Source organism: Streptomyces pyxinicus, assembly GCF_024753135.1.
GTDB lineage: Bacteria > Actinomycetota > Actinomycetes > Streptomycetales > Streptomycetaceae > Streptomyces > Streptomyces pyxinicus.
In genome coordinates, this window is the sequence record NZ_JANUGP010000031.1 from 68,749 (window position 1) to 84,852 (window position 16,104).

The 16,104-nt window shown below is 75.1% G+C and carries 2 protein-coding genes; both read right to left on the reverse strand.

Annotated features, from left to right (window positions below; genetic code table 11):
• Window positions 1–4: 4 nt before the first annotated feature.
• The gene (locus tag NX794_RS30080; protein WP_258782553.1) at window positions 5–1,240 is read right to left on the reverse strand and encodes a hydroxymethylglutaryl-CoA synthase family protein; all 1,236 of its coding nucleotides are present in this window, start codon (window positions 1,238–1,240) and stop codon (window positions 5–7) included.
• A complete protein-coding gene (locus NX794_RS30085) occupies window positions 1,237–16,035 on the reverse strand; it encodes an SDR family NAD(P)-dependent oxidoreductase (protein ID WP_258782555.1) in 14,799 nt (4,932 codons plus the stop codon). Before NX794_RS30085 ends, NX794_RS30080 begins: the two co-directional genes overlap by 4 nt.
• Window positions 16,036–16,104: the final 69 nt, after the last annotated feature.

The following is a 16,104-nucleotide window of genomic DNA, read 5'->3' on the forward strand; positions in this document are numbered from 1 at the left end:
TTCGTCAGATCCACGCGTACTGGCGGTGGTGGTCGCGCACGCCGGTCAGGGCGAGCAGCTTGGGGCGGTCCACGGCCCGGCGCAGCAGGGCGTCGTAGCGGCCGGGGTCGATGTCGCGGTGCCGGACCGGGCGCAGGCAGGCGATGTTCTCCGCGAGCAGTCCGGTGTACTCGGCGAAGTCGAGGTCGGCGCGGGCCCGCAGCCGGGGTCCGATGCGTGCCTCGGCGACGGCGGCGGCCGACTCGGGGCCGACGACGCCGCTGAAGAACTCCGAGGAGCAGCCGGAGCCGTAGGAGAACAGCCCGATCCGGGCGGGCCCGTCCAGCGGCGTGTAGTCGAGCGCGCTGGCCAGGGCCAGGTAGAGCGAGCCGGAGAACAGGTTGCCGGTCTGGCCGGGGTGGATCAGGGAGGGCGCGACCCGGCGCTGGAAGTCCTCGGCCACGGCGTCGGCGGGGCTGCGGTACAGCTCGCGCAGGAGCCTGCGGTGGGCGGCCCTGACCATGCCGGAGAACGGGGTGTGCAGGGCCAGCAGGTCGAAGGTGGTGGCGAAGTCGGCGCCTTCCACGCGGGAGCGGTAGTCCGCGAAGCTGCGCGAGAAGCACTCCAGGTAGGCCATGAGCGACCGGTCGGCGTCCGCGATGTCGAGGTCGGGGCCGGGCCGGGCGGAGTCCAGGGTCTCGAAACTGTGTACGCCGAACGCGCCCAGGTCGGCGGTGAGGACCCGGGGCCGGTCCCCGACGAGCAGCGCCACGGCTCCGGTGCCGGTGACCGGTTCGGCGTACTGGGCGCGTTCGTCGGCGAGGGACATGTCGGTGGAGACGATCAGCACCTTCGCGCCGGGCGAGAGTCCGGCGGCCAGGTAGCCGACGGCGAGTTGCAGCGCGCCGGTCGCCGCGTAGCAGGCCTGTTTCATCTCCAGCAGCCGGCAGGTGGGCGGCAGGCCGAGGTGTTCGTGCACGTAGGAGGCGATGGACTTGCTGTAGTCGATGCCGGACTCGCTGGTGGTGACGAGGAGTTCGACGCGGTCGCGGTCGGCCGGCGCCAGCCGCTCCAGCAGGGGCCGGGCGGCGTTGACGGCGTGCGTGACCGGGTCCTCGAAGGGCAGCGCCACCGAGCGCCGGTCGGAGGCGACGTTGTCGAAGCGGCGCGGGTCGAGGCCGCGTCCGTCGAACACCGCGCGGGCGCTGACGGCGGCGCTGCCCGCGTACACGTCCAGGGCCTCGATGCCGTATCCGGTCATCGCGCCTCCCCGACGTCGGCGAGGAAGGCGCCCAGGGCGGCCGTCACCCCGTCGGGATCGGTGACGGTCGGGAAGTGCCCCGCCAGCGGCAGTTCGTGGTAGCGGGCGTCGGGGATGGCGCCGTGCATCAGGTGCGAGGTCTTGCGGGGGACGACGGCGTCCACACCGCCGGCCACGATCAGGGTGGGTACGGCGATGTCGCCGAGCCGCCCCAGCAGGTCGGGCTGCTGGGCGAAGACGTCCAGGTAGCGCAGCCCGATGTGCGGGGCCATGCTCTCGCAGCGCAGCAGCCGTGCCGTGTACTCCGCCCGGTGCCGCGCCACGTCCTCGGCGCCGGCCGCGACGATCCGGTCCAGGTCCTCTGCGACCAGGTCCTCCAGGCGGTTCACCTCGCCCACCCGGTTCGCGTACCGGTACGAGCTGCACACCAGCGCCAGCGACGCGGCGCGGCCGGGGTGGGCGAGGACGAAGCTCTGCGCGAGGAGCCCGCCGAAGGAGGTGCCCACCACGTGCACCGGGCCGGTCACGCCGAGCCGGTCCAGGACGTCGCGGTACAGGTCGGCGATGCCGGGCAGCGAGATGTCGTCCGCGCTGGTGGTGGCGCCGACGCCGGGGTGGTGGACGACGAGCGTCCGGTAGCGGTCCGAGAGGCCAGCGACCTGGTCGGCGAAGACACCGCCGCCGATGTTGAACGGCGGCAGCATCAGCACGGCCGGACCGCTGCCGCACTCGAAGACCTCCACCGCGCCGCCCGTCATCGGCAGCAGGTGCCGCCGGGTCCCGGGGGCCCGCGCCCGGAGCACGTCGTGGTTCCCGGACACCGGTACCGGGGGCGCGGGCGCCTCCTCGAACGCCTCGCGGATGTCGGCGGGCAGCGCGTGCGTGGGGTGGTAGGAGCGCAGGGCGGCCGGGCCGGGGGCACCGGGGACCTCGGTGAGGTCCGGCACCGGCGCCGGGTCGGCGACGAACGCGGCGAGCCGGTCGGCGGCCCGCTCCAGCGTCTCGCGGTCCATGCCCAGCGGTACGGCGAACCGGATCAGATGCCGCGGCGGGCGCGCGGTGCCGTCCACGAGGCGGGCGCCGGGGGTGAGGTGGGGGCCGCCGCGCACGCCGGTGGCCGCGTAGATCGCCGCCAGGTAGGAGGCGAGGGGGTGGCGGAGCGTGGCGCCGGCGGCGGCCTTGTCGACGTCGAACAGCACGCAGTGCGCGGAGGGTCCGGATACCAGGGGCACCCCGCCCAGTTCCAGGCGCTGCCGGAACGCGGCCACGTTCGCCACCCGTCCGGCCACCAGCCGCCGGGTGGAGTCCTGGTCCAGCAGGGCGGCGGACAGCAGCCGGCGGGCGGACAGTCCTGGTTCCCGGCCGCGTTCCAGCATCCGCTCGGTGAGGCGTTCGGCCAGCCGTTCGTCGCCGGTGGCGATCAGCCCGCCGCCGTCGACCCCGAAGTCCTTCGAGAGGCTGAACGTCACCGCGTGGGCGAGGCCCAGCATCTCCCGGGCCACGTCCCACGGGTCCCGGCCCGGGTCCGCGCCGGCCACCAGGAGCGCGTTGTCCAGCAGCCGGGTGGCGTCCAGCACCAGGGGCACATCCCGAGCCCGGGTGCGCTCCGCGACGCCGCGCAGGTTCTCCAGGGACAGCGGGGCACCGCCGTGGGCGTTGGTGGCAGTCTCCACGAGGACGAAGGAGACGTCACCGGCGTGCCGTTCGAGCGCGTCCTCCAGCGCCGTGAGGTCGAGGTCCGCCGCGCTGGGGCCCGCGACGGGCAGCGCGAGCGAGGGGTCGAAGCCGTGCTCCGCCAGCGCGCCGAGCCAGGTCGGGAAGGCGGAGCCGTGCAGGACCCGGCCGCGCGGTCCCGGCCAGGCCCGGCACAGCCGCTCCTCCGCCGTGCGGCCCGACGCCGCGAAGTACCGGTGGGCGAACGGCAGCCAGGGCACGGCGGGCGGCTCCTCCCCCGTGAGCCCGGCCGCGTCGGCCTGTTCGGCCAGGTCCCGCGTCCGCTCCCGCTGCCAGGGGTCGGCGCGGTCCGCCCAGGAGTCCGTGACGAGGTCCAGCTCGACGGCGAGGTGCGGCAGCCGGACGGGATTGTGACCGTGCGCGGCCAGTCGCGCCAGGCGGGGTGCCCGGTCGGGAGCGGGCTGCCCGGACTCTTCCTGCGCGGGGGTGACGGCGGCCCGGGGCGTCGCCGGGTCGGCGATCATCAGGATGACGTCGCTGACCTCGCTCGCCGCCTCACCCTCCGGCTGCACCAGGTACAGGACCTGGCTCTCGGGCCGGAACTTGTTCTTGAACTGGAAGTTGCCGCCGCCGAAGATGCCGGCGTCGCGGAGTTCGGCGAGGGCGCGTACGGCGGTCTCGGACGCGTTGGGCGAGGTGCCCGTCTCACCGCCGAAACTGGCGCCGAAGCTGAAGACCTCGCAGCCCTCCTCGCGCAGTCGCTCCAGAATCCCTACGAGCGCGAACTCCAGCCCGCCGAGCGGCATCCGGTCCGGATAGAACTCGACGTCGAGCAGGTAGCCGTTCTCGGACGGGATCCGGGTGATCACGACCGCGTTCACCAGGGTGTCGTCCAGGTACGTCAGGAACAGCCGGTGGCGCTCGTCGAGCCGGCCGGCGGCCAGTTCCTCGCGCACCCGCCGGACGTACGGGTTGACCATCTGCTTGGTCGCCGCCCAGCCGTCCACGAGGGCGGCGAGGTCCGCGTCCACGGCCGGGTCGGCGCCGCTGCGGTACTCGGCCGTGCGGCAGGCACCGGCCTTCTCGAACCGCTTGACCATGTAGCGCAGGCGGCTCATCCGGCCACCGGACAGCTTGAACGCGCCGAGATCCTCGATGCGTTGGAGCGCGCCGAAGGGGGTCGCCGTGACGGGGTCCCCGCCCACCTCCGTCAGCCGGACCAGGGACAGCAGGTTGGGCCGCAGGCCGGTGCGCCGGGCGTGCTCGAAGTACTCGGCGGCCAGCTCGGCGAAGTGGTCCTGCGGTCCTGTGTAGTTCCACACGAGCATGGCCCGGTCCTGCTTCGACAGGGCGAAGAAACCGCGGCGTTCGGCGCCGACGAAGAGGTACGGGGCGATGTCACGGCCGCCGAGCCCGCTCTCCTTACCATGCCGCTGCTCCAACTCGTCGATTTGCTGACCGAGTTCGGGGTCGGCGGCGGCTTCGGTCCGGGTGAGCACCCTGGCCCCCGGTGTGGCTGGTCCGGGGGCGGGAGCGGGGTCCGGGGTGGGCCGCTGGGCCGGTGGCCGCACTCGGGCGACGGTCTCCTCGCCGTGTGTCTCGCAGAGGGAGTCGGTGAGTTGGTCCAGGGTGGGCCGCTCGAAGAGCAGGGCCTTGGGCAGGGCGCCGAGGCCGGTCTCCAGGGCGCTGACGCCGCGCAGCATGTCGAAGGAGGTGAAGCCGTTGCCCTCGAAGGTGACGGTCGGCTCGAAGGGCCGCCCGAGGACTTGTTCCAGCAGCCGGCGCAGGGCTTCCCGGGCGTCGTCGCGACCGGCCGGCGTCTCCTGCTCTTCCGGGCCGTTCGGAGCGGGCGACGGCGGGATCTCGCGTGGTGCCGGCCGGGGTGTGCCGGCGGTCCCGATGGCTGTCAGCGTGTGGTCCGCGAGCGCGGCGATGGTGTCGTGCTCGTACAGCTCGGCGCCCTGGAGGTCGAGGCCGTGCAGGTCGTTCAGGGCACGGGCCACGTCCATGCGGAAGATGGAGTCGAGGCCGAGGTCGGCGAAGGGGGTGTCGTCCGCGAGGTCGGCGGCGGAGAGGCCGAGGACGTCGGCGACCAGGCCGCGAACGGTGGCGCGGATCTCCGTCGCGGAGGGCGCGGTGTCCTTGGCCGGGTGCGCGGTGTCCGCGTTCGCTGGGGGCTTGCCGGGAGCGGGTGCTGCCGGCTGGGCGGTGGCGGCCGGCGGGGCCGTGGTCGCGGTCATGGTCGTGGGCGCGGACGTGGTCGTGGGCGCGGACGTGGTCGGGGTCGCGGGCGTGGTCGTGCCGAGGGGTTGCAGCCGGATGCGGGGGCGCGTGGTGGGTGCCGGGGTCGGGTCCGGCTCCGGGCGCGTGGTCGTGGCTGCCTGGTCGGGGTGCGGCACGGGGGGCTCCGTCTTCGCTGGCCGGGGTGCGGTCGGGGCGGTGAACCAGTGGCGGCGCGGCCGGAACTCGGCGCGCGGCAGCGCGTGGGCGCGGGCGGCTGGCCGGGATGTCTCGTCGGGCGGTGTCCAGGCCTCCAGGACCACGTGGGCGTTGGTGCCGCCGAAGCCGAACGAGCTGATCCCGGCCCGCCAGGTGGGACGCCCGTGTTCGTCCTTGGCGCCCTCCCACGGGGTGGTCGTGGTGCCGACGCGGAACGGGGTGCCGTCCAGCCGGAGGTAGGGGTTCGCCTCCCGCAGGTGCAGATGGGCGGGCAGGGTGCGGTGCCGCAGGGCCAGCAGCACCTTGAGCAGCCCGGCGATCCCGGCCGCCGCCTCCAGGTGGCCGATGTTGGTCTTCACCGAGCCGAGGGTGATGTGCGGCTCGGCGGGCACGGGTTCGCCCCGGTCGCCGTACAGGCGGGTGAAGGCGTCCTTCAGACCCTCGGCCTCGATCGGGTCGCCGAGCCGGGTGCCGGTGCCGTGCGTCTCGACGTAGGTGACGGTGGCCGGGGAGACACCGGCGACCCGGTGGGCGCGGACCACGACATCGGCCTGGGCGCGCGGGTTGGGGGCGGTCAGCGAGGGCGACCGGCCGCAGTGGTTGACGGCGCTGCCCCGCACGACGGCGAGGATCCGGTCGCCGTCGGCCTCGGCCCGCTCCAGCGGCTTCAGCAGGACCGCGCCGACCCCCTCCCCGCGCACGTACCCGTCGGCGTCCTTGTCGAAGGTGCGGCAGCGTCCGGTGGGGCTGAGCATGCCGGACTGGTCGAACACCCGGAACAGGCCCGGGCTCAGCGCCAGGCTGACGCCGCCCGCGACCGCCTCGTCGCACTCGCCGTCGGCCACGGCGCCGACCGCGCGGTGCAGGGCCACCAGGGAACTGGAGCAGGCCGTGTCGACGGTCTCGCTGGGTCCGCGCAGGTCGAGCAGGTGGGAGACGCGGTTGGCGACCAGGGAGCGGGCGACTCCGGTCGCCATGTGCGCCTCGGTGTCGGCGCCGGACCGGGCGATCAGCTCGCCGTAGTCCGAGGTGGCCATGCCCACGAACACACCGGTCGAGGTGCCCGCGCGATCCTCCGGCCGGTATCCGGCGTCCTCGAAGGCGCGCCAGACTGTCTCCAGGAACAGCCGGTGCTGGGGGTCCATCAGCCGGGCCTCGGCCGGGGAGATCCGGAAGAACGCGGCGTCGAAGTCGGCCACGTCCGCGAGGAATCCGCCGCGCAGGCCCGCCGTGGCGGGGTCCGCGAGCAGGTCGGCGCGGTCCGGGGGCACGGGCCCGACGAGGTCGTCACCGGCGCTCAGATGCCGCCAGAAGGTGTCCAGGTCCGGCGACCCGGGGAGCCGTCCCGCCATACCGATCACGGCCACGTCCCGACGACGGCGCGCGGGAACGGGATCGGGGGCGGGGACGGCATCGGGCGCGGGGAGGGCATCGGGGGCGGGGGCAGGGGCGGACGATGACCGGAGGGCGGGCGCCGGTTCGACGGCGCCGGCCGCGTCCCGGGGTGCCGAGGGCGCCGGGTGTACGGCGCCCACCTCCGCCGGATACTCCCGGCTCAGCTGGGCGGCCACGTCGTCCAGCGTGGGGTGTTCGAACAGGACTGTCGGCAGCAGTTCGAGTCCGTAGTGGTCGTTGACGCGGACGATCAGCTCGCTCAGCGAGATCGAGTCGAAGCCGAGGTCCATGAGTTCGGTGGCGGTGTCGACCTCGTCCGGGTCGACCATCAGGAACTCCGCGGTGAACACGCGCAGTTGCCGCCGTACCGCCGCGCTCAGGGCGTCGGTGTCGGGGGGCGGGGCGCCGGTCGTGGTGTCCGTACGGGTCTCCTCTTCGGGTCCGGTGGGCGGCTCGGCCGGAACTGTCGTGGGCGTGGCCCGCTCCACCGGCAGCCAGCGCGTGCCGGTTCCGGTCAGGGCGGCGCGGAAGACCGCGAGGCCGGTGTCGGTGCGCAGCGGCGCCATCGACCAGAGCTGGGCGAACAGCCGGCGGGTGGCGTCGTCGACGTCCATGCCGCCGTCCTCCCAGAGGGGCCAGCCGATGGCCACGGTGCGCCCCGAGCGCTCGCCGCGTGCGCGCAGGTGCTCCCGGCCCTCGGCGAAGTCCAGCTGGAAGGCGTTGGCGTAGGCGTAGTCGGTCTGCCCCAGGTTGCCGGTCTCCCCCACCAGGGAGGCGCACAGGACGTAGAAGTCGAGGTCCTCGTCGCGGGTGGCGTGGTCCAGCAGGACGGTGCCGGTCACCTTGGGGCCGAGCACCTCGGCGGTCTCGGCGGCGGTCTTGAGCACGGCGCGGGCGTCGCGGTGCACACCGGCCGCGTGCACGATGCCGTTCAGCGTCCCGTAGCGGGTGCGGATGTCGGCGATCAGGCCGGTGACGTCCGACGCCGAGGCGAGGTCGGTCTGCCGGTACCAGACGGTGCTGCCGCCGCGCCACAGCTCCGCCGTGCGCCGCTCGGTCCGTTCGTCGAGCGGTGAGCGCCCGGCGAGCACCAGGTTGACGGGTTCGGCGTCGGCGAGGAACCCGCCGAGGATCCGGCCGAGGGCGCCCGCGCCGCCGGTGACGAGGTAGGTGCCGCCCGCCCGGACCGGCAGCGGCGCGTCCGGTGCCGCGGACGGCAGGGAGTGTTCGGTCAGCCGGCGGAGGTGGCGGCGGCCGTCGCGGTCGTGGACGAGTGCGGTCACACCGCTGTCGGCGCGCTCCAGTTCGTCGGCGACGGCTGCCGCGATCTGGGCCGCCGTGGCGGTGTCGCCCGCCGCGCCCTCGTACGTCTCGAAGCCGACGGTCACGGCGGTGCAGCCGCTGTGCTCCAGTGCGAGCGACTTCAGCAGGGCGGCGGTCGCGGTGAACTGTGGTTGCCGCCCGGCGGATCCGTGCGCCACGGCTGTCCGCAGCCGTACCCGCCGGTCGCGGGCGAGCAGGGCCGCCGCCGTCCACAGGAGCAGGTGGGGTCCGGTGTCGAGGTCGTCGGCGACGGTGTCCGGCCGGGGTGGCCCGGCGGCCGGCGGACCGGCCAGGACGAGGGCGTCGGGCAACCGGTCGCGTTCGGCGAGCCCGGCGACGAACCGGCGCAGGCCCTCGGGCGTGGCCGGCACGGTGCCGTCCGCCCCGGGCTCGCCCGCGCTCACCGGCAGACAGTCGGCGCCCCTGCGGGCGAACTCCTCGGCCAGCGCGCGGCGCACGGGCGAGTCGGGCCCGAGCAGCAGGACCCGGCGAGGGGGGTCGGTCGCCGCGGCGGTGTCCAGGGGGCGCGGCTCCAGGGCGGAGGCGAGACGGTACAGGGTTCCGGACCCGCTTGCCGGGGCGGGGAGTTCAGGTGCCTCGGCCGGCAACTCAGGTGCCCCGGCCGGAAGTAGAGGCACTCCCGCCTGGGCTCGCGTGGCGGGACCTCCCATGGTCGGGTCCGCCACCCCCGTCTCCAGCCAGTGCCGCGTCCGGTCGAAGGGGTACGTCGGATACGGCACCCGCGGTACCGCGCGTCCCTGCCACAGCGCGGCCCAGTCGACGTCGTCACCGCTGGCCCAGCGTCCGCCGAGCCGGGCGAGGGCCGGCGCCGGGTCGGTGCCACGGGCGTCGCGCAGCAGGGCGGAGTCGGGCCCGTGCCGCCGGCCGCCCTGGCCGGGGGCGGCCCGGCCGACGACGAGGCCGGGGATCTCGGCGCGGCCGGTGTCGGCGTAGGAGCGCAGCAGGACGGCGAGCCGGTCGGTGTCGGCGCAGACCACGGCCAGCCGCTCCGGGAAGTGGCGGCGGCCGGTCTGGCTGGTCCGGGCGAACGAGGCGAGGGCGGTCGCGGCGCCGTCCGGGGTGGCGAGGTGGTCGGCCACGTGGCGGGCGTAGACGCGCAGGCGCTCGGCGGAACGCGCCGACAGCAGGAAGACCTGCGGCCCGGGAGCCTCAGGAGCGGTCTCGTCCGGCTGCGTGAACTCCTCCACCACCAGGTGGGTGTTGGCGCCGCCCGCGCCGAAGGAGCTGACCCCGGCCCGGCGGGGAACGCCGTCGGGCGGGGCGGGCCAGTCGGTGAGGGTCCGGACCGGTTCGAGCGCCGCCGCGTCGAAGTCGATCTTGGGGTTGAGCCGGTCGAGGTTGGCGCAGGGCGCGAGCCGGCGGTGCCGGAACTGGAGGAGCAGCTTGGTCAGTCCGGCGATGCCCGCCGCGCCTTCCATGTGCCCGATGTTGGACTTGACCGAGCCCACCGCGCAGCGGCCCGGCCGGCCGGCTCCGCCGAGCGCCTTGCCGAGCGCCGCGATCTCGATGGGGTCGCCGAGCGCGGTGCCGGTGCCGTGGCACTCGACGTACGACACGGTCTCGGGCGGCACCCCGGAGCCCGCCAGGACGCGGCGCACGAGGCCGGCCTGCGCGTTGGGGTTGGGCACGGTGTACCCGCCGGTCTTGCCGCCGGCGTTCATGGCACCGCCCTTGATCACCGCCCAGACCCGGTCGCCGTCGGCGAGGGCGCGGTCGAGCGGTTTGAGCAGGACGGCGCCGACACCCTCGCCGGGCACGAACCCGTCGGCGCCGGCGTCGAACACCTTGCACCTGCCGTCGGCGGAGAGCATGTTGAGGGCGCTCAGCGACACATGGTGGGCCGGGTGCAGGATCAGGCTCACCCCGCCCGCCACGGCGGTACGGCACTCACCGCGCCGCAGGCTCTCGCAGGCCAGGTGGACGGCGGTGAGCGAGGACGAGCAGGCGCTGTCCACGGAGATGCTGGGTCCCTGGAAGTCGAAGAAGTACGACACCCGGTTGGCGACCGACCAGTGCGCCGAGTGCGCGCCGGACAGCCGGCCCTGGGGCCAGCCGGTGGCGGCGAGCTGCCCGTAGGTGCCGTACATGACCCCGACGAAGACACCGGTGTCCGGCTCGTGGGTGTCCGGGCCCAGGTGGCCGTTCTCCTCCAGCAGGTTCCAGGCGGTCTCCAGGAACAGCCGTTCCTGCGGGTCGATGTGGGCGGCGTCGCGGCCCAGGATGCCGAAGAAGGCGGGGTCGAACCGGTCGATGCCGTCCAGGAAGGCGCCCCAACGGCTGTACGTGTGCTGGGGTGTGCCGCGCCGGGCGTCGAACGTCGGCCGCCAGTCCCAGCGTTCGGCCGGCACCTCGGTGAACGAGGCGGTGCCGGAGGCGAGGTTGCGCCAGAACGTGTCCAGGTCGGGCGCGCCCGGGTAACGGCCGCTGACCCCGATCACGGCGATGTCCGAGGACGCGGCCGGTGCCGGGGGCGGCACAGGGTCCGGTCGCGGTGCCTCGATGACCGGTGGCTCGGTGCGTGCCGGTTCGGGGGCGAGCAACTCGGCGACGGCCGGCCCGTGTTCCTCGGTGAAGTAGTCGGCGAGCCGGGCGATGGTCAGCCTTTCGAAGAGCAGTGTCGCGGGGAGTTCCCCGAAGTCCTCCTCGAAGCGGTTGATGATGCGCAGGCTGACCAGGGAGTCGACCCCGTAGTTCTCGAAGGTGACCTCGTCCGCGAGGGCGCTCGGGTCGAACTTCAGCACCTCGGCGAAGATGTCGCGCACATAGGCGCGGACCCGGGTGCCGTCGGGTGCGGTGGCCGGTGTGCGGGGCTCGGGAGCCGTACCGGCCACGAACACGCACTGGCCCAGGTGTTCGGCCGGGACATCCGGCACCCCCAGCGTCCGGACCGGCCCGAAGCCGCTCGCGGTGAGCGCCCGGTGCCATTGGTCCGGTCCCAGCAGTGGGGTGTGCGGGAGCCTGTGCTCCGCGTCCCGGAACGCCCACCAGCCGGGTGTCAGTCCGAAGGTGAGGGTGAGGAAGTCGGAGGCCCGCGTGACCTCGTTGACCAGCAGGGTGCCGCCGGGTGCCACCAGTTCCCGCACATGTGCCAGGGTCCGCCCGATGTCGGCCGTGGCGTGCAGCACGTTGGTGGCGAGGACCAGGTCGTAGCCGTGCGGGGTGAAGTCCTGGTCCCCGGGCGGGCGTTCGATGTCGAGGGCCCGGAAGGACAGATAGGGGCGGCCGGGCCCGAACTCCCGCTCGCCGTGCGCGAGGAAGGCGGCCGAGACGTCCGTGTAGGTGTACGACACCGGCGGGGCGTCGCCCGTGCCGCGCAGGGCCTCGTCCAGGGCGTCGAGGACGAACGCCGTACCCGCGCCCGTGCCCGCGCCGATCTCCAGGATCCGCAGCGGACGGGAGGCGCCGTCGGCCGGCTGGTGGCGGCTCAGGGCGGCCACGGTCTGCGCCGCCATGAGCCGGTGGTGGTGGTCGGACAGCGGCTGGCCCCGGTAGACGGATTCGACCAGGTCCACGGAGCCGCCCGGGAAGAGCACGTCCGTGGGCGGCCGGGAGCCGTCGAGCACCTCGGGCAGGGCGTCGACACAGCGCCGCAGCAGGGTGACGTGCGGGCGCATGGCCGGATGGCGGGCGACCAGGTCCTCCGCCGAGACGCCATCGCGTACGGGGCGCCGCAACAGGTCCGCCACGGCCCGCAGCAGCCGCTCACCGGCGCTGCCCTCGGGGTGCCGGCCGGTCCACCGCGCCAGGACGGTGTCGGGGATGCCGTCCGTGCCGAGCAGCCGCGTGCGCAGCAGGGCCGCCGCGACCTGCTCCAGCTCGGCGAACCCGGCGGTGGCCCGCGCCAAGGGGTCCGGAGTGTCGTCCTGTTCGGCGCCGAGCAGGGCGAGCCCGCGCCGGGTGCCCTTCACGACGACGGCCTGGCCGAGACCCGCGCCGAGGACCCGGATGAGCGCCTCGATGCCCTCGTCCGGCTCCAGTGAGCCGATGCCCGACTCGGCGAACCGCTCGACGCGTTCCTCCTGTGCGACGGCGCCGACGCTGCCCCAGAAGCCCCAGTTGACCGCGCTGGCGGGGAAGGACCGCTCGCGCAGGTGTCCGGCGAAGGCGTCCTCGAACGTCGTGGCCGCCGCGTAGTTGGCCTGTCCCGGTGCGTCGGCGAAGGAGATCGCCGAGGAGAAGCAGACCAGGAAGCCGGGCGGTTCGTCCGCGAGCGCGGCGGCCAGCGCCACCAGGCCGCCGGTCTTGGCCGCCAGGACGTCCAGGAAGGTGTCCTCGTCCATGGCGGCGAGCGTGCGGTCGCGCAGCACCAGCGCGCTGTGGAAGACACCGTCGACACGGCCCGCCCGCTCCCGTGCCTCGGCGACGATCCGCCGCGCGTCGGCCGGATCGGCCACATCGCCTCGCACGTACCCGGACTGCCCGCCCAGCGCGTCGAGTTCGGCCAGCAGCGTCCGCACGGAGTCGTCCTGCGGACGGCGGCCGACCAGCACCAGCCGCGCCCGGTGGGCCCGGGCCAGATGGCGGGCGAGCGCCGAGCCGATCCCGCCCGTACCGCCGATCACGACATACGTGCCGCCCTCACGGAACACGCCGTCCGCCGGGCGCGGTACCGGCAGCGGGGCCAGCCGCCGCACCAGTCGGCGGCCGTCGCGCAGGACGACGAGGGGTTCCGCGCAGGGCTCGGTCAGCAGCAGGTGCGCCGACTCGGCCGGTGAGGACGTTCCCGGCGGCAGATCGACGCAGCCCGCGCGCCACTTGGGGTACTCGGCGGCGGCCGACCGCGTCAGGCCGATCAGACCGGCGCTGTGCGGCTGGGCGGGGCCCCGCTCGTCGTCGGCGACCGCCCCGGACAGCGCCACCTTCACCGTGAGCCGCCGGCTGCCGGCCCCCCGGTCGAGCAGCGTCTTCAGCAGCCGGAACAGGCCCAGGGTGGCCGGGTCCGGGCCCTGCTCGGGCAGGGGGTCGGCGGGATCGTGCAGGGCGAGCCAGCAGACCGTGTCGGGCACGCCGTCGGGCACCTCGATGGACGCGGTGTCGTCGGTGGCCGGGAGGGCGACCGTCGTCACCGCCTCCCCCGCGCCCGCGAGGGCCGCGGCGAGGGGCCGGGCGGCGGGCGTGTGGAACACCCAGACCGTCCGTCCGTCCGGCGGTGTCACCCGGTCCACGGGGCCGGCCTCCCGCAGCCGTGGGACGAGGACGACGGTCTCCGGTCGCTCGGCCGCCGCGTCGCGCTCACCGTCCGCCACCGGCAGCGGCCGTAGCGCCACCCCCGCGAAGGACGCGCACACGCACCCCTCGCCGTCCGTCACACGGACGGCGAAGGCGGCGCCGTCCCGGGTGGCGTGCGCGTACCCGCGCCTCGGCAGCGGGCCCCGCACCTCCAGCGCCCGCAGCGCGAACGGCACGAGAGGGCCGCCGCCGGTGTCGCGGGCCAGCACGGTGAGCGTCTGGAGGGCCGCGTCCAGGACGGCCGGATCGAGCGGCCAGGAGGTCTCCTCCCCCACCGGGGCGTCCGGGGCGCGCAGCACGCCGAGCGCCTCGTCGGTACCCGCCCACACCCCCTCCAGCGCCTGGTAGGCGGGCCCGTAGGCGAGGCCCCCGGCGGCGAAGGCGGCGTACAGGTCCTCCCCCGGGTGCCAGGTGGGACAGCGGTCGCGCGCCTCTTCGACGGGGAGCGGGGCGTCCTCCCCTGCCAGCGTCTGCACGCGGCCGCGGGTGTACGGCACCCGCGCACCGTCGCCGTCCGTCAGTTCGAAGCTCAGTCCGCCCGCCGGGTGTTCCTTCGTCGTGACCCGGATGTCATGGGCGGCCCCCACCTCGACCGGGCGCAGCCACTGCACCTGGGAGACGCGGACGGCTCCCGTGATCCCGTGCCGGGCGGCGGCGCGTACGGCGAGCGAGAGGCCGGCGACCCCGGGCAGCACGGCACGGCCGGCGAGCCGGTGGTCGGCCACGACCCGGTCGCGCGGGTCGAGTGATTGGGTCAGCGTGCCGGGGTCCTCGGGCGGGCGTGGTGTGCGGGGGCTCTCGAGCGGGCGTGGTGTGCCGGTGTCCGGCCGGGCGCCGGACACCCAGTGCCGGTCCCGGGCGAAGGGGTAGGTGGGCAGCGGCACCCGCCGGGCGCTCCCGTCCGGGTGGAGGGCCGTCCAGTCGACGGTCCCGCCGCGCACATACGTCTCGGCGAGGCGCCGGAGTTCCGGCTCGCCGGCCTCCGATGGTGTGTACGCGTACGGCGCCTCGCGGTGTGCGGCGGCGGCGCGGAGCGCGCGGACGAGTGCGGCGCGGTCCCGTACGACGAACGCGGTGCGCAGCGGGAAGTGGGTGCGGCCGGTGCCGAGGGTGTGGGCGACGTCGGCGAGCGCCGGCGCGTCCCCGGTGTCGAGGGCGTCGGCGAGCCGGGTGAGGGCTCCCGTCAGGGCGTCCTGGCTGCGTGCCGAGACGGGGATCAGGTGGGCCCGGCCGGTCTCGGCGGGGCCGGACCGACGGGGTGGTGCCTCGGCGATGACGGCGTGCGCGTTGGTGCCGCTGAACCCGAAGCTGCTGAGCGCGGCGATCCGGGTGCCGCCGGGGCCGGGGTGCCAGGTGTCGGGGGTGCCGAGCACCCGGAAGGGACCCCGGGACAGGTCGATCTCGGGGTTGGTCTCGGTGTGGTGCGGGGTGGGCGGGATCTGGCGGTGCCGCAGCGCCAGCAGGACCTTCAGCAGGCCCGCGATGCCGGCGGCCATGGTGGTGTGCCCGATGTTGGCCTTCACCGAACCGAGCACGGTCGGCGCGGCGGACGTGTCGGCGGGGCCGTCGGTGTCGTCGGTGCGGAACGCGTCCTGGAGTGCCTTCACCTCGATGGGGTCGCCGAGCGAGGTGCCGGTGCCGTGGGCCTCGACGTACCCGATGTCCGCGCCGGTGACCCCGGCCGCGCGGTGCACGCGGCGCAGCAGTTCGGTCTGGGCGGCGGCGCTGGGCGCGGTCATGCCGTTGGTCCGGCCGTCGCCGTTGACACCGGTGGCCTTGATGACACCGTGGATGTGGTCGCCGTCCGCCAACGCCTGGGCCAGCGGTTTCAGTACGACGACGCCGACGCCCTCGCCGAGCACGATGCCGTCGGCCCGCGCGTCGAAGGGGGCGCTGGTGCCGGTCGGCGACAGCATCCCGGCGTTGCTGCACCGGATGTGCAGGCGCGGGGTCAGCATCAGGGCGACGCCGCCCGCGAGAGCCGTACGGCACTCCCCGCGGCGCAGGCTCTCGCAGGCCAGGTGGACGGCGGTGAGGGAGGACGAGCAGGCGGTGTCGACGGCCAGGGTGGGGCCGGTCAGGTCGAGGAAGTAGGAGATGCGGGCGGCCAGCACGGACGGCGAGGAGCCTAGGAAGGCGTGTCCGGTGTCGGCCTGCCCGGCCGCCGCCAGGAGGTCCGCGTAGTCCCCGGCACCGCAGCCCACGAACACCCCGCAGTCGCGGGTGCCGCGCTCGCTCGGCCGGTCGGTGCCGCCGGCGCCGTGACCGGCGTCCTCCAGCGCCTTCCAGGCCTCCTGGAGGAAGAGGCGCTGCTGCGGGTCCATGGCCTCCGCCTCCAGCGGCGAGAGCCGGAAGAACCCCGGGTCGAACTCGTCCGCCCCGCTGATCAGCGCGGCCCACTTGCTGTCGGTGCGGTCGGTGACGGACCGGTCCGGGTCGTACCAGCGGCCCACGTCCCAGCGCTCCGGCGGCACCTCGGTGATCTCGCTGCGCCCGGCCTCCAGGTTCGCCCAGAAGGCGTCGAGGTCGTCGGCGCCGGGGAAGCGGCCGGACATGCCGATCACCGCGATGTCGGCGGCGGCGACGCCCGGTTCGCCGGTTTCGCCTGGTGAGCCGGCCGGTTCGGGGTCGGGGTCGGGGCTCTGCTCCTCCTCGCCGGGTACGGCCTTCGTCGCGGCCGGGGTACGGCGGGGTACCGGGCGCAGGGTCACCATGCCGGGCGGGGGGGGGGAGGCGGGGGGGGGTTGGGGGGGGGGGGGGGGGGGGGGGGGGGGACCCGGCGG

Coding starts and splice junctions, on each gene's coding strand:
- NX794_RS30080 (WP_258782553.1), bottom strand. CDS start 1,240: ATGACCGGATACGGCATCGAGGCCCTGGACGTGTACGCGGGCAGCGCC.
- NX794_RS30085 (WP_258782555.1), bottom strand. CDS start 16,035: ATGGTGACCCTGCGCCCGGTACCCCGCCGTACCCCGGCCGCGACGAAG.